Origin of the sequence: Providencia rettgeri, assembly GCF_023205015.1 — a bacterium.
In the GTDB taxonomy this organism is placed as follows: Bacteria; Pseudomonadota; Gammaproteobacteria; order Enterobacterales; family Enterobacteriaceae; genus Providencia; species Providencia rettgeri_E.
In genome coordinates this window covers 3,904,727-3,927,716 of the sequence record NZ_CP096258.1, presented here as the reverse complement: position 1 = coordinate 3,927,716, position 22,990 = coordinate 3,904,727, and the positions used below count along the sequence as shown (strand labels likewise).

The 22,990-nt window shown below is 39.1% G+C and carries 20 protein-coding genes; 10 read left to right on the top strand and 10 right to left on the bottom strand.

All coding sequences use genetic code 11. The features are described 5' to 3' along the window. Positions 1-12 precede the first annotated feature (12 nt). The 9 genes from M0M83_RS17965 to M0M83_RS17925 form a co-directional block, all read right to left on the bottom strand. The gene (locus M0M83_RS17965; protein WP_213913643.1) at positions 13-1,116 is read right to left on the bottom strand and encodes a fatty acid desaturase family protein; all 1,104 of its coding nucleotides are present in this window, start codon (positions 1,114-1,116) and stop codon (positions 13-15) included. After that, the gene (locus tag M0M83_RS17960; protein WP_248467112.1) at positions 1,106-2,230 is read right to left on the bottom strand and encodes a sterol desaturase family protein; all 1,125 of its coding nucleotides are present in this window, start codon (positions 2,228-2,230) and stop codon (positions 1,106-1,108) included. The genes M0M83_RS17965 and M0M83_RS17960 overlap by 11 nt, the downstream gene beginning before the upstream one ends. Beyond that, positions 2,223-2,837 (bottom strand): phosphatase PAP2 family protein, encoded by a 615-nt coding sequence (locus M0M83_RS17955; RefSeq protein ID WP_213913639.1) that lies wholly within the window; start codon positions 2,835-2,837, stop codon positions 2,223-2,225. The genes M0M83_RS17960 and M0M83_RS17955 overlap by 8 nt, the downstream gene beginning before the upstream one ends. Next, positions 2,830-4,113 (bottom strand): F390 synthetase-related protein, encoded by a 1,284-nt coding sequence (locus M0M83_RS17950; protein ID WP_248468468.1) that lies wholly within the window; start codon positions 4,111-4,113, stop codon positions 2,830-2,832. The genes M0M83_RS17955 and M0M83_RS17950 overlap by 8 nt, the downstream gene beginning before the upstream one ends. Continuing rightward, the gene (locus M0M83_RS17945; protein ID WP_125890556.1) at positions 4,107-4,910 is read right to left on the bottom strand and encodes an MBL fold metallo-hydrolase; all 804 of its coding nucleotides are present in this window, start codon (positions 4,908-4,910) and stop codon (positions 4,107-4,109) included. Before M0M83_RS17945 ends, M0M83_RS17950 begins: the two co-directional genes overlap by 7 nt. Then, a complete protein-coding gene (locus M0M83_RS17940; RefSeq protein ID WP_248467111.1) occupies positions 4,904-5,911 on the bottom strand; it encodes an NAD-dependent epimerase/dehydratase family protein in 1,008 nt (335 codons plus the stop codon). Before M0M83_RS17940 ends, M0M83_RS17945 begins: the two co-directional genes overlap by 7 nt. Further along, positions 5,908-6,906 carry a 3-oxoacyl-[acyl-carrier-protein] synthase III C-terminal domain-containing protein gene (locus tag M0M83_RS17935; RefSeq protein ID WP_125890554.1) on the bottom strand — a complete coding sequence of 333 codons (999 nt, stop codon included), beginning with the start codon at positions 6,904-6,906 and terminating at the stop codon, positions 5,908-5,910. The genes M0M83_RS17940 and M0M83_RS17935 overlap by 4 nt, the downstream gene beginning before the upstream one ends. Positions 6,907-6,984: 78 nt before the next feature. Beyond that, positions 6,985-7,890: a LysR family transcriptional regulator gene (locus tag M0M83_RS17930; RefSeq protein ID WP_213913636.1), complete on the bottom strand. Its 906-nt coding sequence runs from the start codon at positions 7,888-7,890 to the stop codon at positions 6,985-6,987. 82 nt (positions 7,891-7,972) lie between these two features. After that, entirely contained in the window at positions 7,973-8,968 is a 996-nt protein-coding gene (locus tag M0M83_RS17925; RefSeq protein ID WP_213913635.1) for a nitrilase family protein, read from the bottom strand. Positions 8,969-10,275: 1,307 nt separating this feature from the next. On the opposite strand from M0M83_RS17925, the gene M0M83_RS17920 reads away from it, so the two are divergent. The 6 genes from M0M83_RS17920 to M0M83_RS21865 all read left to right on the top strand — a co-directional run bounded on the left by M0M83_RS17920 (position 10,276) and on the right by M0M83_RS21865 (position 16,159). Further along, positions 10,276-10,521, top strand: coding sequence for a helix-turn-helix domain-containing protein (locus tag M0M83_RS17920; RefSeq protein WP_125890551.1), 246 nt, complete (start codon positions 10,276-10,278; stop codon positions 10,519-10,521). Positions 10,522-10,749: 228 nt separating this feature from the next. Further along, on the top strand, positions 10,750-11,307 hold the full coding sequence (locus M0M83_RS17915; RefSeq protein WP_125890550.1) for a fimbrial protein: 558 nt from the start codon (positions 10,750-10,752) through the stop codon (positions 11,305-11,307). 76 nt (positions 11,308-11,383) lie between these two features. Continuing rightward, complete coding sequence (locus M0M83_RS17910) at positions 11,384-13,879, top strand: fimbria/pilus outer membrane usher protein (RefSeq protein WP_248467110.1); 2,496 nt, start codon at positions 11,384-11,386, stop codon at positions 13,877-13,879. A gap of 11 nt (positions 13,880-13,890) precedes the next feature. Beyond that, positions 13,891-14,619 carry a fimbrial biogenesis chaperone gene (locus tag M0M83_RS17905; protein WP_125890548.1) on the top strand — a complete coding sequence of 243 codons (729 nt, stop codon included), beginning with the start codon at positions 13,891-13,893 and terminating at the stop codon, positions 14,617-14,619. 85 nt (positions 14,620-14,704) lie between these two features. Then, positions 14,705-15,181, top strand: coding sequence for a fimbrial protein (locus M0M83_RS17900; RefSeq protein WP_248467109.1), 477 nt, complete (start codon positions 14,705-14,707; stop codon positions 15,179-15,181). 12 nt (positions 15,182-15,193) lie between these two features. Further along, positions 15,194-16,159, top strand: coding sequence for a fimbrial protein (locus tag M0M83_RS21865; RefSeq protein WP_248467108.1), 966 nt, complete (start codon positions 15,194-15,196; stop codon positions 16,157-16,159). A 160-nt stretch (positions 16,160-16,319) separates the two neighbouring features. On the opposite strand, the gene M0M83_RS17890 is transcribed toward M0M83_RS21865, so the two are convergent. Beyond that, positions 16,320-17,966: a fumarate hydratase gene (locus M0M83_RS17890; protein WP_102138038.1), complete on the bottom strand. Its 1,647-nt coding sequence runs from the start codon at positions 17,964-17,966 to the stop codon at positions 16,320-16,322. Between the two features lie 901 nt (positions 17,967-18,867). Between M0M83_RS17890 and potA the strand changes: the two genes are divergently transcribed. The 4 genes from potA to potD all read left to right on the top strand — a co-directional run bounded on the left by potA (position 18,868) and on the right by potD (position 22,825). After that, positions 18,868-19,977 carry a spermidine/putrescine ABC transporter ATP-binding protein PotA gene (gene potA, locus M0M83_RS17885; protein ID WP_125890545.1) on the top strand — a complete coding sequence of 370 codons (1,110 nt, stop codon included), beginning with the start codon at positions 18,868-18,870 and terminating at the stop codon, positions 19,975-19,977. Beyond that, positions 19,964-20,827 (top strand): spermidine/putrescine ABC transporter permease PotB, encoded by an 864-nt coding sequence (gene potB, locus M0M83_RS17880; protein WP_125890544.1) that lies wholly within the window; start codon positions 19,964-19,966, stop codon positions 20,825-20,827. The genes potA and potB overlap by 14 nt, the downstream gene beginning before the upstream one ends. Beyond that, a complete protein-coding gene (gene potC, locus M0M83_RS17875; RefSeq protein ID WP_125890543.1) occupies positions 20,824-21,612 on the top strand; it encodes a spermidine/putrescine ABC transporter permease PotC in 789 nt (262 codons plus the stop codon). Before potB ends, potC begins: the two co-directional genes overlap by 4 nt. Positions 21,613-21,775: 163 nt before the next feature. Next, positions 21,776-22,825 (top strand): spermidine/putrescine ABC transporter substrate-binding protein PotD, encoded by a 1,050-nt coding sequence (gene potD, locus M0M83_RS17870; protein ID WP_125890542.1) that lies wholly within the window; start codon positions 21,776-21,778, stop codon positions 22,823-22,825. Positions 22,826-22,990: the final 165 nt, after the last annotated feature.

Genomic DNA, 22,990 nt, shown 5'->3' with positions numbered 1-22,990 from the left:
GAGTTATAGGGTTCAGTGCTTATCTGCTTGCTTGCCCGTTCCCATTTCTTTTAAAAACTGCTGTTGGTAAATAAACAATTCTTTCGCGCTAATACAATGATAATCCATCGAAAACTGTTTGGCGGTTTGCTCAATGATCTTAGCAAGGGCAGGGTAATGGCGGTGATTCCAATTGGGAAATAGATGATGGGTAAGATGCAAGTTTAACCCTCCCAACCAATAGGTTAGCCAACGAGGTGTGGTTTGCCAGTCATAAGTGGTTGAAAAAGTATGAGTATAAAAACCATGTGGCATATTACCTTCTTTGGGAGGCGTATAAAAAGTTGCTTTCGCCCAATGGGTGCCAAGTATCAATACAACAAATATGAGAGAAGCAAACATTTGGCTAAATAAGTAGGTGAATATCAAGGTCGCTAAACCAATATCTGTGATAACAAACGCAGGTATGGCTATTGCAACAATTAAATGCAGTAACTTAGCCAATAAAAATGACCCAATACCCCGGTGGCCTTGATGGCGCATATGAGGGGCGACGCGCGTCAAATGAAATCTGTCCATCCAATCAAAGAACCAAATCAATGCGGGGAAAGTCATTGCGGCAATTAATGGCCAATACAGATGCTGAGCTCGCATAAACGGGTACCAGCGCTGATAAGGCGTTTGCCGTAAGACAAAATTTTCTTCAATATCTAAATCATAATGACGAATATTGGTGTGCGCATGGTGAAAAATAATATGCCTGACTCGCCAACATTCAGGGTCTAACCCCAATGGAATAGTGACCCAAAAATTGAGCCAATAGTTGGCTTTGGCCTGTTTGAAAATCGCATTATGGGAAGCATCGTGAACTAAGTTAATCGCCAATAACAATGCGAAGCAAATAAATAGAGGGTAAAAAATAAAAAATGCCCAAGACGTGTTAACGCATAACGCAATGGCGTAGCTGCCTAAGCAACAAAAGATTAAAGTTAGGCTCTTTAAATAAAAGCGTGTATCAGCAAACCGGTGATCAGCCCTCTGTTGTAAATAGTGTTTGGCCGCCATGTTCAACGCTTTTTGGAACGCTTGATCATGGCGATGTTGGTAGCCTAACGGCCTTAGCGGCTCAGAGGACATCACTCACCTGTATGGGTTTTCGGCCTATACCGATTAACATTAATAAACTATGTAACCACAGAGCACTGGTAAAAATAACCCAAAATGGGGTTGTCCATTGCCAAATAAATAAAATGCAAATTAATAGCAAGCAAGCGATGAAAAACCAGCTCATCAGGCCAATTTTACGGCCATCTGAAATACCCGATAAAGCTACGGTTCCCAGAGCTAATAGAACGAACAAAATGGCTTGTTGCAGTGTAGTACCTTGGTAACCATAGCCATAAAGATAGACATAACCAATAACTAAGCTAAATAAGAGAAGTGTTCCCATTACTAATGCGACTTGGTTTACACGAAATAAGGGCGCAGGTTTCACCTTGGGTTGACTGTGACGTTTAATGATACGCCAAAAAGGTAAGTTACTATCAATAAACGGATTTTCAGAGGCGGGTGCCCCTTTGATACCAAAATGGTGCTCAGTTTCAGGTAATTTGGAAAATGTGCCAAACAGTTTATCCCAAAAAATAAAGCTGCCCCCGAAATTACGGTTGGAGTAATGCCCTTCTTTCACATGGTGAACTCGGTGGTGCTGTGGCGTTACCATGAATTTCTCCAACCAACCCAAACGTGGGATCAGCGCACTGTGGTTAAAGAATTGAATGGTATAGTGCAATATTGAAACGGTGAGGAATACCTCTAAGGGGATCCCCATCAGTGCCAATAGCATGAAAAATGGAATCGATGTCAGTGATGAATACCATGAATTACGGACGCCTAAGGAGAGGTTATAATGCTCTCCTTGGTGATGAACCACATGGACGGCCCATAAAATACGGTAAGTGTGATGTAAGCGGTGAAGCCAGTAAAAGCCAAAATCCCATGCGAAAATGGTAAAAATCCACACTAACACGGTCGGCCAGTTTTCGACCACATTGAATGAATAGTGGGTGACTACAAAACCATAGCAAAAGAGCTCTAACCCTCTAAATAGCCATAACATAATATGGCCCGAGTTGAGGTTGAATACCAACTCTTGCCAGCTAACGGTGCCTCTTTGTGTTTTGGCGATCACTAAACCTTCTGCGACCACGACCGCTAACATGAAAATAATCGGAAAGGTTAATTCATTCATTAGAGTTTCTCTTTAAGACAAACTTCGCAGTGTGAACAATCACTAATGCCCCACAAGCGGTGAGTGCGCCAGTGACCACATCAATAAATAAATGACGTTTTAACACCAATACAGAGGCACAAATCGCAATTGCCCAAAGGCTATAAAACAGTGTGCGAAATTTTTGTTGTGTTGACCATAATGCATTCAGTACCACAAGAGTCAATGAGACATGCAGAGAAGGTAATAAATTTTGTGGGCTATCGATATTTATCAACGCAGACAAAGCTCGTCCAGATAAGGTTGATAAGTCGTAATCGTGGTACAGCATGGTCGTAGGATACCCCAAATAGACCGCCCCAGAAACCAGCGCACAGAGCTGCATGGCATACATGAGTGAGCGAGCTTTTCTTAGAGGGCTGAGAAAATACCCAAGTGGGATAAACAGGAAAAATGAGAGATAAAGCCAGATGGCATCGGGTGAAAATGGCACGGCATTATCAATCTCACTGGGGGACAAAATATGAGCCTGCCCAGTGACTTGGCCAGTATATTGATAAACAATACCAACCGCTCCCCAGCCGAGCAGGCAATAAATAAAGCGAGTAAATAATTCTTTGCTACTCATTTGCTTCCTTACGGGTTATGCGTCGCTTTTTAATAGAGAGTGTTTGCATAATAGCAGCTGATGATAGTTGCCAATCTAATTGAGAAATATCAACGTGTTGGCTTGAAAAATAGCTTGCCAGCTGTTGTTGGCAATGGGAGAGCTCCGTGGGAGAACATTCAGCCTGTAAATATAATGAGTTTTCTTGCTGTGTTAAGCGGAAATCGGCAGTAACAGGTAAGTGATTCACAATAACCCGTGCACAGGGATCGGCGAAAATCGTCACAATTTTGCCGTTATAGCCCGGAAGTTGCAGTAAATCATCACAGCGGCCCTCAATGCGTTCAATCGCCATTTCAGGGGAGCCACAGGGGCAAGCACTTTTTTTCACCACTAACACATCATCCAGTTGATAACGAACAATAGGCTGAGTTTTACGGGTAAAATCCGTAATAATGGGGGAAAAACGGTCATTATCAAGCCAATTAGGCTCAATATGGACAAATGCTTCATTTAAATGCAGCGTACCATGAGAGCAAGTGCAGCCTAAAAAACCTTCCGTTGCTTGGTAGACTTCCCCGACATTGGGGAAGCACGCCTGTAATTTTTGTTTGTCATGGAGTTCTAATACCTCAGCGACAGAAATCACTTTTTGCGTATTTAATTGGATTTTCTGTTGGTTGATGGCATCCGCAATCGCGCAGAGTACTTGGGCTGGCGCAACGATAATGGAAGGTTGATATTGTTCAAGCGCTGTGAGTTGTAGCTCAAAATCGGCAAAAAGGTCATAAAAACGCAGTGAAATCCATCGGTTATTAACACTTTCATACAGGTTATTATTGGCACGTAGAAACAGTGCAACGCGTTCACCACTAAACAGGTCTTTAGGTAGCATTTTAGCTAACATACTGCCAGACCAGACATTTTGTTCTTCTGGGCTAACAACGAACAGACCTCGACGGCCTGAAGTTCCAGAGGATAACCCGACACTGTAGCGCCCCACTTTAGGGGCAAAATCCCGAGATTGCTCACTTTTTTGCGCACATTCTAGAAGTTTTTGACTAGAAAGCCCGGCGGTATTCATTTCATCAAAATTATCCATCATGATTTGCTTATTCATAATGGGGAAATCATGTAACTCTTGATGAATATAAGGTTGAAAATAGGGGCTTTTAGTTAATACATTGCGCTTGAATTGTGCCAAATGTCGTTGTTGATGGGCTTCTAGTTCATCCCGAGTTTTAAATTTTAAACGACGTGCGCGCCAGTAATGCCAGAGCATCGAGAGGATCACAATAAATCCCCTTCATGGCACAGTTGAATAACCACATTGTTTTTATCAATCTCATGCAATTTATTTAGTGTTTCATAATAAGCTTGCTTATCATCCATGATGATATTGGCAATTGCCATCGGGCCGCGTAATTCACGATAATTAGTGGGGGACCATGCCGCATCGCCCGCGAGCAATATCCAACCCGAGTTAGTAAGTACACACAAACCAATGTGCCCTGCAGCATGCCCAGGGAGCGGAACAATGAGTAACGTTTTCTGCGGATTGACGGCATAGCCTTCGCCTAAAACTTGCAATTCATTGGGTAACGCGACCTTGGGAAAACCTTCATAAAATACAGTACGTTGTTCGAAGTCGTCAGGTAAGAGACCACTGACAAAGGCATTTTTCAATGCAGCAAACCCAGTTAAAGGGCGTGTTTTAGCCCAACCATCCCCTGAACAAATAATGGGTATGGTGGGGAAGTCACGTAGCCCTGCGATATGGTCGCCATGAAAATGGGACAAAATCACGCCATTAATATCATTCGGTTTTAGGCCATCATTGGCCAATTGATTGACAAGGGCATCTTTGCTGTCGAAATACACTGGGGTAACAGTTCGATATAGCCGCATAATGCCATGGCGCGTATGGTCATAAAAATGGGTGGCATAGCCGGTATCGAATAACCAACGCTGATTTTCATCTTCAATTAACCATGCTCTTGCAGGAAACTTGCAGGATTTAAAACTGGCACCTTTTAGGGCGACACAACCGGGATGCGTACAATAGCCTACTTCATATTGATGAATAGTCAGCATGGGTTCTCCTGTTGTTTCAGCCATTTTGCAGTTAAATGAACGCCTTGTTGCATGCTATATAAAGGATAGTACCCCAGCTCTTGTTGGGCTTTTTGGTTATCCAATGTCATGGTGAAATAGGCAGCGCCAAGGCTATAGCGTGTCAGTAATGGTTCTTTTCCCGTTAAATAGCCAATGGTCTCTAATAGACTGGCAATAACATACAGTAAAGGGTAAGGGGCTGAACGAATTTCACAATCTAAGTTAAGTTCACTAAATAGCTGATTTAATGTTTGTTTAAGAGCTTGTGGCTGTTGGTTCGTAATATTATAAATGGCGCCATTGGGGAGTGTTTCTTTGAACGTCGCCAACTGCATGCTGTGAACCACATTTCCCACATAGGTGAGGTCAAAATGGTTATTTCCCCCATTAGGCAAGACCAACTTTCCTTTTCGTGATTTTATTTGAGCGAGTAAACGCGGTAGCAAAACGCGATCATGAGGGCCAAATAAGCCGCGAGGGCGCAAAATAGTGTAACGCGTTGTCGGAAACTGCCTAACACACTGTTCTATCATAGTCTCGGCTAAATATTTTGTTCTAGCGTATTGGTTAGCGAAATGTTTATTAACCGTAGACTCAGGAATATTTTGCTGGTGGGTGAAATTAAAATAGATGGCAGGGGTGGAAATATGGATAAAGCGTGAAACTTTGGCTTCCCCCGCAGCGGTAGCCAATATTTGAGCTGCATGAACGTTTGTTTTCTCAAAATCTTGGCGTTTTCCCCAAGGCGAGGAAAGGGCAGCGCAATGCCAAATTGCATCACAGCCCGCCATGAGCATTTTTGCTTCTTGAACGGTAAGTTCAGATAATTCACTGGCAATAAATGTTGCACCTAATTGGCTTAACTGTTCCCCTGCTTGATGGTTTCGGCCACAAGCGACGACATCAATGCCTCTTTGAAGTAAGTACTCGCTCGCATTACGCCCTAGGCCACTAGTGGCGCCTGTAACTAAGATCTTCATGGAACAAGTACCATGGCACATAACGCAAGACCAGCGGCAGTGCCAATCAGCATCGCACTTTGTTTTTCATAGAAACGGCCTGTGATAATCGCTTCGTGTAGTGCTGAAGGGATCGAGGCGGCGACTTGGTTCCCGCGGTGACGATAAATATCAATGAGTTGGTCAGTCGTCACGCCTACGCGTTGGCGCATGTGCTCTAATGATAAATGACTAGCTTGGTGTGGAACCACAGTATCAATTTGGTGCAGTTGTAAACCAGACTCATCGAAAACCTGCTGCATAAAATCTTCAATCAACGAAGACGCGAGGCGAAACAGTTTTTTCCCTTGCATATGAAAAAGAAAATCATCGTCAGTCATACCTGAGCGCGGGTTGCATCTTGTACCACCTGCACGAATTTCACAAAAATCGATCCCTGCAGTATAGGTGGTATGGGTGTAAGAAATAATTCCGCTATTTCCATCTCCTTTTTCCACAACAACACAAGCTGCACCATCACCAAAAATCAGTGACGATTCTTTATCTTGCCAGTCAATACCGCGTGAGGCGATATCTGCAGAAACAATCGCAATACGTTGGTAAGCACTAGTGGCTAATAACCCTGCAGCGACCTGAAGTGCAGTGATGAAGCTGATACAACTGGAGTTGACATCAAAGCAGGCAATCCCTTGATTTAAATTCGATTGCTCAAGGATATGTGCAGCTGAACACGGAAGCGCTTGCACTGGGATAGCAGAAGCATTAATCAACATATCAATACTGCTGGGTTTGATATGGTTCGTATGCAATGCATTTTGGATTGCTTGTGCGGCTAAAACTGCTTGTGAATCGTGAGAACTTGCATGAAAGCGGTATTTGATGCCTGAATGCTTTTCGACAAACCCTTTTGGTTTATTTAATTTTTCATCCAGCATGGATGAGTAAATTTTATGCTCAGGAAGTGCGACTCCAGAAGCAATGATTTTTAGGGGGGTTATGGACTGGTTACCAGACATATCAATATGTGCCTATCTTGCGATGATAATGACAATAAATATCAGAGTTCAAATATTTAATATATAGGAATTACGGAGTTATTCTGAATCACTTTCTTTTGAGAATGTTTCATAAATTTCATCAATTAATTCATTGATGGTGTTTTGCCATAATTTAGGTAATGAAGCCTGCCATACCACATCAATCCGCCATTGAGCATGCTCAGAATGCTGAATAGGAATAAAACGAGTGTCTTTTGAGCTAATGTTTTTTGCACTATAGGGTAACAGGCTTACACCAACATCGGCAGCTACGAGTGCAATTAACGTTTGAATATCATTTGCTTCTTGGGATGGGGATATTGATAAGTTTTCATGTTTTAGATAGCGCTGAATTTGTTGATTAAGCTTTGAACCACGTTCTGCGCGTAACAATAATAAAGGAAAATGGGTTAGATATTCTTTTACTGATAATTGGGGCTCCAATTTTTGTGCTACCGCTAAGGCAAGTACTTCAGATTTTAATGTTTTGCTCACTAAGTTATCTATTGGTTTAAACGCAAACTGGCGAGTAAAAGCAATATGTAATTCATGGGCTTGCAGTTGTTTCTCCATTTCATGAGAAGGCATATCATCCAATTGAATTGGGATATTAGGTAATTTTTCGCGTAGTCGTGCAACAAAAAAGGACGCTTCTTGAAATGTTGATATACCAAACCCAACCGTTAACTTTATGGGGGGCTGTTCCCGAAGTATTGCGGTTTGGCGTAAAAACTCAGTGGTTTGAGCGAGTATCTCCTGTGCATAGGGAAATAACATTTTCCCATGAGGAGTCAATATAGCGCCATGACGCCCGCGTTCAAATAATGTTATATCTAATTTTTTTTCAAGTAATTGAATTTGTTTGGTTAAAGCTGGCTGACTAATATATAAACGTAATGAAGCTTCGCGGTAATTTTTTGTTTCTGCGAGAATGACAAATGCACGAAGTAGTCGAGTATCCACGGTAGTTAGCCAGCTTATTAATAATATAAGACACTATAGTATTTGTATTATAAATGATATGACATGTCATTAACTTTAGCTATTATGGCTGTTCCTTATGATTAGGGGAATTCTGCTCCGCAAAACGAACACTACGAATATCGGTTTCATAGCCCATCGTTTCAGCCATAATGCGGTACAATTCAGGCCTTCTACCTGTAAGCCAACGTCGTCCATTAGAGGTAGGAAGCAAACTAAGGTCAAGATCTGCAATCACCATATCATCCTCAACCAATAGACTCTCTTTGATAATTCGACCATAGGGATCTATCACCATTGCATTACCTGTGCGAATTTCATCATCATCTAAGCCAACTCCATTACTAAACAGGTAGAAGACACCGTTATCGTGAGCTCTTGAGGGTAACCAGCGCATTAGCCATCCACGTCCGTGCTCCCCTTGGCAAGCATCAAGCAAAGCTTGTGGATCTTGTAGCCTATTTTCCCAAAGGTGCAAATCAAGTGGTTTCATGCCATATGGGCTGCTCGAATGGGTACCCCCCGTTTGATGGGGAGCTAGAATGATATCAGCGCCAAGTAACGCGTTTATGCGTGGGTTTTCAATTAAGTTGTTATCCCAGCAAATTAAAATGCCAGCTTTTACCCCCCACGGGGTATCGAAAACAGTGTAATTGTCTCCACTATGGATAGAGGGGTGTTCAAAGGCGTGTAATTTACGATGAGCATGGTACTGCCCATCAGGCATACAAGCGACCCAAGTGTTATAACATTTGCCATCTAACCCTTTTTCAATCAACCCAACACCAATAATCATATCTAATTCAATTGCACGCTGGCGGATCAATGCTAATGATGGACTATCATGTAAAGTTTCACTTAATGCATGAACAGCATCATCAGGTAATTTTGGTACATGCCAATAACCCGTAATACACATCTCAGGCAGCACTAGTATTTTCACGTTTTGTTGCGCGGCTTGGGTAATAAAGTCATGAATACGGCTTAGATTATAGGTCTTATCATTAGGGCGATGCTGAAACTGAACGGTTGCAACGCGAAGTCGAGGTTGCCTTTGCATTTTTTATATCTCCTTAGTCCTTAGGTTAAGAAGATGAAACCATGTAGTTCGAACAAAAAATAATGAGTTATTTTCTCATTCAATAACGATAAGTTATTGAATAGACTTCTTAGCAAACATGGATAAAAGAATTTTTATGTATAAACTGACGAAATAAGAAATATTTACTATTGCATTATACTGAATATATATCTTATTTGGTGTAACATGCTTGTGTTGTCTGTTTTATTTAAGAGTGTCTGGCCAATTTTCACTCAGAAAAATATCCTTATTTAATGAATTAGGCACATAAACGGTCTTTACTCTTGTTATTAAAGGAAAGAAATTAACTTAAGCTATACGCGCAAAATGTAATAATGATAGGTATCTTTTTTGTTATTTTGACTATTTATTGGTGAAAATGCGAAGTGAAATACTTGTATTACTCATTTTTTAATGTATTAGGCTACAATTATTATGTTTTATTTTTGTTATGTTTCATCTTTATTCTATAAAACTGCAATATAAGGTTGTAGTTTGTTACAATTTGAAACTGGTATAACTCATTGTTATTTAAGGGTTATCTATTTGTTGGTTTATTTGTTTTTACGCTAAATACGTGTTATTGATGATTATCAATATCTTTTTACTCTAATTATGAATAATTTACTATGTTATATAGGTAAATAGTATTCATTGAGAGAAGATTTCAATTTTTTATATTCTAAACTCTTAATTTGAGTAAACTAAAAATACTATTAATTTAATCATAAAAAATGATAAAAACAAAAAAACCATTCTCAGTTGTTTTTTTGAAAGAAACATTAAAAATGTAAGAAATAAATTAATATATAAATAGCAATGATATAAAAATGCTTAGTAATCAATGAATAATAAATAGTATCAATGAAAAATATCTATTTTTTATTATCAATAGAAGTTATGTCATATTTTTAGTTGTTACCATTGTCAGTGGTAATTATGTATTAATCTTTAAAATCAGTATGTTATGCTTTAGTTTTTATTATTTTAAAAATAATAACCAATATGAATAATATGCTTTTTATCTTATAAGTGAATTAAACTTTAAATAATGAAATTTTGATAGGTTTCAATGACTTTAATTTAAATTATCGATCGTTATAAACAGTTTTACTTTTATATATTGAAAACTATAATTAACTCAAATTTCGTGTTTTAATTGGTTTTTGCTATTTTGATTTGGATATATAAGCAGTGTATAATCAGTGCAATTTGTTATGTTAAAGGTTTTGATCTGTAATATAATTTAGCCATTTAATATTTCAGTTTATTTTGGGCTATTGTTAATGATAAATGTAAATCGGATAGTAGGTAGAGAGATTAGAAAAAGAAGAAAGCACTTAGGGCTTTCGGGTATTGAATTAGCGAATCTTGTTGGTGTGAGTCAGCAACAAATTTCTCGCTATGAAAGAGGTGAGTGCAATATTAATATTGAGAATCTGCATGTACTTGCTAACGCATTAGAAACTGAAATGATTTGTTTTTTTATTGATGATGTTTTTATCAGTAAAGAAAATAAAGAAAATAGTTGACGTAAAAAAGTCAAAAATATTCTAAATATGACCTTTGATTAATAAAATATTATTATTTTATTAATCAATTATTTAAATAAATAAAATTATGTTTTTTTTACTTTTATAGTAAAAGTCTAACTTTTATCCTATTTGTTATTACATTCTCAGCAAATAAATATCAACTTAATAATCTACTGATTATTAAGTGGTTGGTATATCTGTCGTCTTTTTTATAGGAAAATATAAATGAAATTAACTAAAATTGCATTAGCTACAATTATCGCTTCTTCATTCGGTATTGCACACGCAGCACCTGTAGATCAAGGAAGTGGTATCATTAACTTTACTGGTAAAGTCATTAATGCTCCTTGCTCAATCCCTGGGGATGGTACAATTAACGTTGATCTGGGCCAAGTTGCAAATAAAGTATTGGAAACGGGTAACAAATATAGCCAAAGTGTTCAATATAATATCCAGTTAGAAAACTGTGATTTAGGAGCAGTGACAGATGCTGACGATAAAGTTATCTTCCCTGCAGTCAGCAAAGTAAAAGTTACTTTCACTGGTACTCCAGATACGACAGCTAAAGAATTACTGGCAAATACAGGTACTTCTAAAGGTGTTGGTGTCCGTTTAATCAACGCAGATGGCGCAACAATGAAAGTTGGTGACACTAGCGTTGAGTTGCCATTAGCTGATGGTCCAAATAAATTAGCATTCAGTGCGCGTGTTGAAGCAAATGGTAGCAAAGTTGAAACTGGTAGTATTATTTCTCAAGCAACTTACGCTTTAAACTACCTGTAATTTTTTATTTAAAATAACAGGCAAATATATGCCTGTTATTTTCATTTCTTATTTTTATTTTTTTACAGGGAAAATCATGTCTCTATTGCCTCAGTTTAAAATAAATAAAATATTATTTTCAATTGCTTTGGCGTTTTCCGTTTCTGGAATAGCGAATGCAGTAGAATTTAATATGAATATTATTGATGCTAAGGACAGAGATAATATTGATTTGAGTCAGTTTTCTAACCCTGACTTTATTCCTGCTGGTGAATATTTAACAGATATTACATTAAATGGTAGAAAGTTATCTGGACAGTATTTAATTAAATTTATTGAAGAGAGTAAAGATACTTCAACACTCTGTATTACACCAGAGATGGTAAATGTTTTTGCATTAAAAAAGAAGGTAAAGGAAGAACTTCTGCAAAATAATAATGGCCAGTGTGTTGAACTATCTAAAAATTTAGATATTAACTATCGCTTTGATAAAGCGAATCAGAATATCTTATTTTCGATTCCTCAAGCTTGGCTTGAATATGATGATCCTTACTGGGTACCACCTTCCCAATGGGAAAATGGGATTACGGGGGCATTTCTTGACTATAACTTATTTGTCAATTACTCAGCGCCTAAAAATAATAGTGAAACATTCAGTGGTAGTAGTAATGGTTCCGCTGGCGTTAACTTAGGAGCTTGGCGTTTTCGCGCTGACTATCAATATCAATATAATCGCTCTCAAGGCAAAACGAATGAGCGGTTTGATTGGACTCAGTTATATGCCTTTCGCGCTTTACCTCAAATGGGGGCAAAGGTTTTACTCGGTGAGTCTTATTTAAAGACTGATTTATTTGATAGCTTTCGCTTTATCGGAGCGTCTATTTTTAGTGATAACCGGATGCTGCCACCTTCGTTACGTGGTTATGCGCCCCAGGTTACCGGTATTGCGAAAACGAATGCGACGGTGATTATTTCACAGAATGGCCGTGTGATTAAGCAGGTTAAAGTTGCTCCAGGGCCATTTAATATCCAAGATATTACTGAAGCGGTACAAGGCACTTTAGATGTAACGATCGAAGAAGAAGATGGTTCAAAGACCACTTACCAAGTGACAGCGGCATCGTTGCCGTTTTTAACGCGTCAGGGCCAGTTCCTTTATAAATTTACCATGGGGCAATCTGACCCATTTGGTCGCTCACAGAAAGTCGATCCTAAGTTTATTGTAGGAGAAATTTCCTATGGTTTATTTGGTGATACATCTATCTTCGGTGGGTTAATTGCAACAGTAGATAATAACAATTATCAAGCGATGAACTTGGGGATAGGGCAAAATATGAATATGTTTGGTGCTATCTCTGTTGATATTACTCGTACCCATGCAAATTTAGATAATTTTGGGTCTTATTCAGGTAATAGCTATCGTTTAAATTATTCTAAACGTTTTGAATCTACTAATTCACAGATAACATTCGCAGGCTATAAGTTTTCTGAAAAAGAATTCTTAACGATGCCTCAATACATTGATGCAGCTAATGGTGTGCTTGATTTTAGGCGTGATAAAAACGTCTATACCGCGTCTTTTAATCAATACATTAGCCCACTTGATTTAACGATTTATTTTAATGCTTCTCATCGCCAATTTTGGAATAGTGAATCAACAACAAACTTTGGAATGAGTTTTAGTAAGTTATTTAGCATTGGGCAAATTAAAAATATTTCCGGAACATTATCACTCAATAAAATTAAATATGAAGAGACGGATGATAATCAAATATATCTGTCTTTCTCTGTGCCACTCGAAAATGGCGCTTCGGTTAGTTATGACGCTCAATATGCAGACAATGATCATAGCTTTGGTCAATCAGTGGGTTATTACAGTGCAAACGAGAATAATAACTACTGGAGTATGCGTGTTGGTGGTGACCAGCACAAATTAGGACGCGCAGAACCAAATATCAGTGGTAGTTATCAGTATTCATCACCTTATGGCGTATTAAATGTTAATGCGACTGAAAATGTGAACTCATATCGTGCTGTTGGTGGTAGTTGGTATGGCTCCATGACAGCAACAAAATATGGTGCAGCTATGCACCGCAATGGGACTAACAATGAACCTCGTGTGATGATTGATAGTGACAATGTTGCAGGGATTTCCATTGACAATGGTGAGTCAGTTACAAACCGATTCGGAATTGGTGTAGCGACAAGTTTAAACAGTTTTTCTAATTCAGATGTTTATATTGATATGAATACATTACCTGATGATGTAGATGTCAATGACAACATTATTGGTAAAACCCTGACTGAAGGGGCAATTGGCTATCAGAGGATAAAAGCAAACCAAGGAAAACGTATTTTAGCAATTATCCGTCTGAATAATGGAAATTATCCACCGCTTGGCACCAGTGTGATTGAATCAAGCACAGGAAGAGAAGTCGGAATTATTGCAGATAGTGGAGTTGCATATTTAACGGGTGTAGATCCAGAAGAAAGCTACATAGTGAAATGGGCTGCAGGCGCAAACCAATGTAGTTTGAATTTACCTAATATTGCCGAAAAAAGTCAGGGTAAAGTCCTGATCCCTTGCCAATAAAGGAATGATGTATGAGTAAAAAGTATGTAGTAGCTTTAGGATTTTCATTAGTTTTTGTGGGCATGCAAGTTGCGTCTGCTGCGATTAATATTGACCGCACACGGATTATTTTTCCTGGCAAAGATAAGTCAATAAGTTTGGTTATTAATAACCAAAGCAAAACAATGCCTTATTTAGCTCAATCTTGGATAGAAGATGAAAAAGGAAATAAGGTTTCTGAACCTTTTACGGTTTTACCGCCAATGCAACGTGTTGAGCCTAATGCTAAAAACCAAATAAAAATCATTAAAACAGAGGGCGTTGATGCCCTTCCACAGGATAGGGAATCTCTGTTCTATTTAAATGTTCGTGAAATTCCACCGGTGACAGATAAAGAAAATGTCGTGCAGATTGCAATTCAAAGCCGCTTAAAAATGTTTTATCGACCACCTCAAATCGAAAATAACAGCGATAAGGTATGGGCTAAAGAGCTGAAATATACGCACACGGGTGGACAATTATTAATTGAAAATCCAACTAAATATTACGTGACACTGGGCTATCTTAGTAATAACAACCAGAAAAATTTCCCTGGTTTTGACAGCGTGATGATTGCTCCGTTTTCTAAGGAAAGTGTCTCTGTGCCGACAAGCAGTTTTAATCAGTTATATACCGGCTATATGGATGATTACGGTGGAATGAAAATGTTGACTTACCAATGCGCCGCATCGACCTGCCAGCTGTCAAAAGAGAGCCAATAGGATTTTAGATATGAGAAATTGCTACTTTTCAATATGTCTTTTCATGCTATCTCTATGTGGAGGCCAAAGTTATGCAGATAGTAGCATGATGAGAGGTGATCTTAATTTTACAGGGAATGTCGTGGCATTGCCTTGTAAAATTTCATTTTACTCGATAGATCAAAATATTGAATTAGGCCCAATATCTCTGAATTATTTTAATGAGATTGGGGATAGAAGCCCTAAACATGAAATCAAATTAAAATTTGATGACTGCATTTTCCCAAAACACGATCGTGATGATAGGGAGCCTGTTGTCCGGATCATGTTTATTTCAGAGCCAACTGCAAGTACAGACCGTAATTTATTTGGTGGCAAAACTATTCTAAATGGCTATGGCATTCGCTTAATGGATAAAGATGGCAATATTGTTCCTAATGGTGAATACCGTAGTTATCCAATCTATTTTGATGATAACCAGCAAATTACGATTTATTCCATGCTAGAGAGTTATCGACCCAGAAATGAATTAACAGTGGGTAATATTAAAACGCAAATTACCTTGAATATTACTTACCTATAAGGTGTATAAATCATGATACACAGGCTTATTCGAAAATATGGTTTTTATATTTTATTTTTATTTGTCTTTATTAGCCCAAAAACATTTGCTTTAGATTGTGTTGAAGCCGGAACTGGGGTGGTCATTAAACCTGCTGTACCTGTTGGGCAATTAGCCATTCTAGCGGATACGCCTGCGGGAACGATTGTTTGGCAATCTGACCCACTAACAGTCACCGTTTTTTGCGATAACGTACTTGGGAATATGATTGACGTTGTTCATATGTATTTTAACCCGACATCGCAAAAATTAGGAACCGGGTTGCTACTTGGTGCCAACTATCAAGGTCAACAACTGGAACGTGACCAACAAAGAGTCAGCTTGGGAACCGCACCTATTAGCGGTAATCAAAACGTCACAGTGACAGTCACATTTACCTTATATATTAAGGTGACGGGCATAGTTCCACCATCAGGAAACTATGACGGTGATAACCAATTTACGGTTTTCCAATTTGATGGAAGCGGGGGGATCAATACGTCGCCTGGGGCGAAAAACTTACGCTATTCGATATCGGGATTACGGGGGATCCGTTTCTTAAAATGCGGTGCGGATATTAAAGTTTTTCCTGAGTCACAGCAAATTGATTTTGGCCAGCTAATGATTACAGACTTGAATCAAGGGAAAGAGTTTAAAAAGGATTTTCAAATTCAAGCAGTGAAAAGAGGGTGTCTTGATAATTTCTCTATGAATATTAATTTTGAAACGACCGATCCACTAAATGGTGAATATGCGATTGATTTAAAAAATGGTACCAACTTAACAATTATGGATGACAAAAGTAATAATATGAGATTCAATTACTTCCAGTTTTTTGGTAGCTTACCGCAAGGCAGTACTTCAGTAACTCGCGATTACAGTGCAACAATTAAAAAAGTGGGAACGGTCAAAACGGGTGGGTTTAACGCCTCAACCATTGTTCGAATTAACTATTATTGATTTAGGTAATATATCGATGTGAATAATAGTAAAAGAGTGGGCATCCGGCCTGCTCTTTTACTCTGTAACAGTATGATTATATAACTGCTTGGCTATTATGCTACATCGTCATACTAGCTAACGAATGTTAGCGCACTCCTTTGCGCTTGATTGGCTAACTCTATTTAACACATTTTCCGCAAGTTTCATTTTGCACTTGCTCAAAGAAGTTATTCCCTTTGTCATCAACCAAAATGAATGCAGGTAACCCTTCAACTTCCATTTTCCAAATCGCTTCCATTCCAAGTTCTGGATATTCAAGGCAATTTAGACTTTTCACATATTCCTGTGCGAGTATTGCTGCGGACCCACCAATACTGCCTAAATAGAACCCACCATGTTTTTTGCAGGCATCTGTCACCAATTGAGTTCGGTTACCTTTCGCCAACATTAACATGCTGCCACCGTGAGACTGGAATAGGTCAACATAAGGGTCCATCCGGTTACCTGTGGTTGGGCCCAAAGAACCGGAAACCATGTCTTCAGGTTTTTTCGCTGGACCTGCGTAATACACCATATGGTCTTTAAAGTATTGAGGCAATTCTTCGCCGCTATCTAAACGCTCTTTCAGTTTAGTATGCGCAATATCCCGAGCAATAATAAGCGGCCCACTGAGAGATACACGTGTCGATACAGGGTGTTTACTCAGTTCAGCTAAAATGTCTTTCATTGGGCGATTGAGGTCGATATGTACCACTTTTCCTTCAGCTTGATTACGCATCGACTCAGGAATGTATTGGGCAGGGTTGTGCTCCATTTTCTCAAGCCATAAACCGCTTTTGGTAATTTTCGCTTTAATGTTTCGGTCTGCAGAACAAGAAATAGCTAAGCCGATAGGACAAGAGGCGCCATGACGAGGTAAACGGACAACACGAACATCGTGAGCAAAATATTTACCACCAAATTGTGCACCAAAGCCAAGATGACGTGAAGCTTCTAATAACTCATTTTCTAGCTCAATATCACGGAAAGCACGACCATACTCATTACCTGTGGTTGGTAGATTATCGTAATATTTTGCAGAGGCAAGTTTGGCGGTTTTCAGGGTAGTTTCCGCAGAAGTGCCACCGATAACAAAAGCAATATGATAAGGCGGGCAAGCTGTTGTACCTAAATTTCTCATTTTTTCAATTAAGAAGTTTTTCAACTTAGCCGGGGTCAGTGTTGCTTTAGTTTCTTGATAAAGCGCTGATTTATTGGCAGAACCGCCGCCTTTATTGACAAACAGGAAGTGATATTCATCACCGGTGGTGGCAAAAATATCAAACTGGGCAGGTAGGTTTGTACCAGTATTGACCTCATTAAACATATCTAGCGGAGCATTTTGAGAAAAACGCAGATTTTCGTGTTGGAAGACGTTATAAATCCCTCGAGAGAGGTACTCTTCGTCGTCGCAGTCTGTCCAAACTTGTTGGCCTTTTTTCCCAACAACCGCGACAGTGCCCGTATCTTGGCAGTTTGGTAATATACCTTTTGCCGAAATTTCAGCATTACGAAGTAATTGTAATGCAACATATCTGTCGTTTTCACTGGCTTCTGGGTCATGTAAGATAGCCGCGACTTGTTTCTGGTGCGCGGCCCTTAAAAAAAACTGAGATTCATAAATTGCGTGTTCGGCAAGGAGGGTTAAAGCTTCTGGTTCAACCTTTAGAATTTGCTTTCCCGCAAATTGTTCTACAGAAACATATTTGTCAGAGACTTGGAAATACTCGGTTTTATCCTCAGATAATGGATAAGGTTCTTGATAAAAAAACTCTTTATTAGCCATTTTGCTCACTCACATATTAATTTCAGTGGAATTTCCAAAAATAGTCACCCGCAGGCTTATGTTTATTCTTTAATTGGTTTAACGCGAAAGATACAAAGTAAAATTTGTAGGTGTAATAATGAAACAAAAATCACAAAACAAGTCACTAAAAGTTACAATTTAGATTGAAATTATACCAATTTGATTATTATATTCAAAGAGATGCGGGTGATAATATGATGTTGGTTAAAGTTATTGAGATAAAAAATAAGGATCAATGAAAATTAGATTTAAATCACATAATAATATTATTAACTGCGACTTTAATTATTTGTTATAGATGTTACCAGTTATTGGCTTTTTCCATGTGTAATCAAGATATATATCTATTGGATATAATTATTACCATGCCTTGCTAATTTTGTTATACAGTCTTTATTGTATTTTTCTTGTGCATATAATAGCAAATCCTATATCACTGAATGTAGGAATTAAAATTTATTAAAAATAATAAAAACTATTAATTCCATAATTATTATTTTTATTATGAATTGTTTTAACGCTATGAATTTTAGTGAGTTTGACTTAAGTTTCGTGCTCTAATGTATCATGTAAATCTATAGATATAGATGAATTGATTCTATATATCGCTATGTTGCTTATTTTTCTCAAAAATCTGTTTTATTTATTGAGAATTCATAATGAAAGGCAAACGAAGTTGTGAAAATGGCTTTCAATTTACAAAAACAGTGTTTATCATGCATGCCTTATGAAGTTTAAATGGCGCTACTGGTTTTGGGCTTTGCTGGGGAAACTATTTGCTTATGTCACAAGTCGACAGAGTAAACCTCCGACAAGCTTATACAGTCTTTAACGGTGGCGGTTCTATCTGCATTATTCCTAGGGATAGAGTGTATAATAAATGACTGAGACAACCTCTCTGACACCACTCATTGAATTAAAATCTTTAAGTAAAGGTTTTGATGACAAACAAATTATTTCTGAGTTTGACTTAACCATTCAGAACGGTGAGTTTTTGACCATTCTTGGGCCTTCTGGTTGCGGTAAAACCACAGTTTTACGTCTTATTGCTGGGTTAGAAGACGCTGATGGCGGTCAAATTATTCTTGATGGTCAAGATATTACAGATATTCCTGCAGAACAGCGTTTTGTGAATACGGTGTTCCAGAGCTACGCTTTATTTCCTCATATGACGGTTTTCGATAACGTTGCTTTTGGCTTACGCATGCAAAAAACGCCTGCGGCTGAAATTCAAAAACGTGTGGACCAAGCCTTGCGTATGGTGCAACTAGACGATTTTGCTGAGCGTAGGCCCAACCAACTGTCTGGTGGCCAACAACAGCGTGTGGCGATAGCCCGTGCGGTAGTGAATCGCCCGAAAGTCCTACTACTGGATGAGTCATTGTCTGCGCTCGATTATAAACTGCGCAAACAAATGCAAAATGAGCTAAAAGCCCTTCAACGAAAACTGGGGATCACGTTTATTTTTGTGACCCACGATCAAGAAGAAGCCTTAGCAATGTCTGACCGGATCATTGTGATGCGTGAAGGGCGAATTGAGCAAGACGGCACACCTCGTGAAATCTATGAAGAACCGAAAAACCTATTTGTTGCTCAATTTATTGGTGAAATTAATATTTTTGATGCAAAAGTATTGTATCGCATTGATGATAAACGTATTCGTGCCAATGTTGAAGGCCATGAATGCGATATTTTCACTGAGCTTTCTGTCAATGAAGGGCAACAGGTTAGTGTGTTATTGCGTCCTGAAGACTTGCGTGTTGAAGAAGTCAATGATGCAGATAACTATCCTGGGTTGATTGGCTACGTTCGTGAGCGTAACTATAAAGGCATGACGTTAGACTCAGTGGTTGAAATGGAAGATGGCAAAATTGTCATGGTAAGTGAATTTTTCAATGAAGATGACCCTGATGTCGACCACTCCCTTAACCAAAAAGTTGCAGTGACTTGGGTTGAAAGTTGGGAGGTAGTTCTGGATGATCATTCGTAAACATAAAATTTTGCAGAATGTGATTATCACCGGGGTAGTCGGCTGGCTGCTGCTGTTCGTCTTTTTGCCTAATATTATGATTATCGGCACTAGCTTTTTGACGCGTAGCGACACCAACTTAGTTGACTTGGTTTTTACATGGGATAATTACATTCGCTTGTCTGACCCGATGTACGCAGAGGTCATGTTGCATTCACTCAATATGGCGGTGATCGCAACTTTTTTCTGTTTAGTTATCGGTTATCCATTTGCCTTTATATTGGCAAGGCTACCTAAACGAGTGCAACCTTTGATGCTGTTTCTGTTAATTGTGCCATTTTGGACCAATTCATTGATTCGCATTTATGGGTTAAAAGTTTTTCTCAGTACCAAAGGGTATTTAAATGACTTTTTGCTCTGGGTTGGTGTTATCGATAAACCATTGAAAATTATGTATACCCCTGAGGCAGTGATATTGGGGCTTATTTATATATTACTGCCGTTTATGGTGATGCCGCTGTATTCAAGTATTGAAAAATTGGATAAGTCATATATAGAGGCGGCAAAAGATCTCGGTGCGAATAAATTTCAGCGGTTTGTGAAAATCATCATTCCGTTAACGATGCCAGGAATTATTGCAGGCTGCTTGCTGGTGTTATTACCCGCAATGGGGCTGTTCTATGTGGCGGATTTAATGGGGGGTGCAAAAAATCTACTGATCGGCAACGTAATTAAGAGCCAGTTCTTAAATATTCGTGATTGGCCATTCGGGGCAGCAACCAGTATTTTCCTTACAGTGATGATGGGATTATTGCTGTATGTCTATTACCGAGCAGCTAAGCTTCTGAATAAAAAGGCATATGAAGAATGATCGGACGTACTCTCCGTGGTGGCTTTATGGCCATTATCTACGCTTATCTTTATATTCCAATCATTATTTTGATTGTTAATTCCTTTAATGAGTCACGTTTTGGTATTCAGTGGCAAGGGTTTTCAACTAAATGGTATGAATTACTGAGTAATAACGATAGCTTATTAGAAGCAGCGGGGCACTCATTAACCATGGCGGTTTTGTCAGCAACTTTCGCGACAGCCATTGGTACACTCACAGCCGTTGCCTTATTTCGCTATCGTTTTAGAGGAAAACCTTTCGTCGGTGGCATGTTATTTGTGGTGATGATGTCTCCTGATATCGTTATGGCGATTTCATTATTGGTTCTCTTTATGCTCCTTGGGGTTTCACTCGGTTTTTGGTCGTTATTATTTTCGCACATTACCTTTTGCTTGCCGTTTGTCGTCGTGACTGTCTATGCAAGGTTGAAAGATTTTGATGTGAAGATGTTAGAAGCAGCGCGTGACCTTGGGGCGGGGGAATTTACCATTTTGCGCAAAATCATTCTGCCTTTGGCATTACCTGCGGTTATTGCCGGGTGGTTACTCAGTTTTACCTTGTCGATGGATGATGTGGTGGTTTCCTCATTTGTCACGGGGCCAAGCTATGAAATTTTACCATTGAAAATTTACTCCATGGTGAAGGTGGGCGTTTCTCCTGAAGTCAATGCATTGGCCACGGTGTTGTTGATTATGTCCCTTTTACTAGTGTGTTTAAGCCAGTGGGTGATGCGCGATAAATACGCCAAAAAAGCCAAACAATAGATTAATACGATGATGCTGAAAGTTTTATCTATCAGCATCTTTTTTCACAGCCATTAGGCGAGAGGGTGGGCTCCAATTGAGCCTATACGATACATTTCCCAAATAATTCGAGTTGCTTGATGAATTAAGGGATAAAAAACACGTTGTTGAGGGAAGCTCAGTCATGAAAAAATGGTCCTATCTACTGGCGGCTGGTGTAATGGCTGCAAGTATTGGCGCGGCAACTGCCGCTGACGATAATAAAGACGTACTGTATTTCTATAACTGGACAGAATATGTTCCCCCGGGTTTATTAGAGCAATTTACCAAAGAAACGGGCATCAAGGTGATTTACTCCACCTACGAATCAAACGAAAGCATGTACACCAAATTAAAGACCTATAAAGAAGGGGCTTATGATTTGGTGGTGCCATCCACTTATTTTATTGCCAAAATGAGTAAGGAAGGCATGCTGCAAAAAATCGATCAAAGTCAATTGAGCAATTTTAAAAACCTTGATCCGAACCTGACCCATAAAGAATTCGATCCAAACAATGACTATTCCGTGCCTTATATTTGGGGTGCGACGGGGATAGGCATTAATGGTGAAGCAGTTGATCCGCAGTCTGTCACCTCATGGGCGGATTTTTGGAAACCGGAATATAAAAATAGCCTGCTGATGATGGATGACGCACGGGAAGTATTCCAAGTGGCGCTGACAAAATTAGGTTATTCAGGCAATACGACTGACCCGAAACAGATTGAAGAGGCGTATAAAGAACTGCAAAAACTGCGTCCAAATATTTTAGCCTTTAACTCAGACAACCCAGCAACACCATTTATTGAAGGTGAGGTGGATGTGGGTATGTTATGGAATGGCTCTGCATTTGTGGCAAGGCAAGCTGGCTTACCGATTGAAGTGGTGTGGCCTAAAGAAGGCGGAATTTTCTGGATGGACAGCCTAGCTATCCCAGCGAATGCCAAAAATGTGGAAGGGGCTCATAAGCTGATTAATTTCTTATTGCGTCCAGAAATTGCGGCTCAAGTGGCTGAATCTATTGGTTACCCAACACCAAATTTAGAAGCTAAAAAATTATTACCTGCTGAAATTGCCAATGACCCATCACTTTACCCAAGCGAAGAAGTTCTGCAAAAAGGCGAATGGCAAAGTGATGTCGGGAATACCAACATTTTGTACGAAGAGTATTTCCAAAAGCTAAAAGCCGGGCGTTAATGGCTTGATTAATTCTTTGCAAAGGGCACTCATTGAAGTGCCTTTTTTTATGGTGGTGCGTTGAGCATGGTGCTACCTGTCTACGGTATGCTTCGAATGGACGGTAGCTTAGATTTTTACAGGTTAGATTCTGTAACTCAACTTTTATCTGTAGCTTGGGTTGAT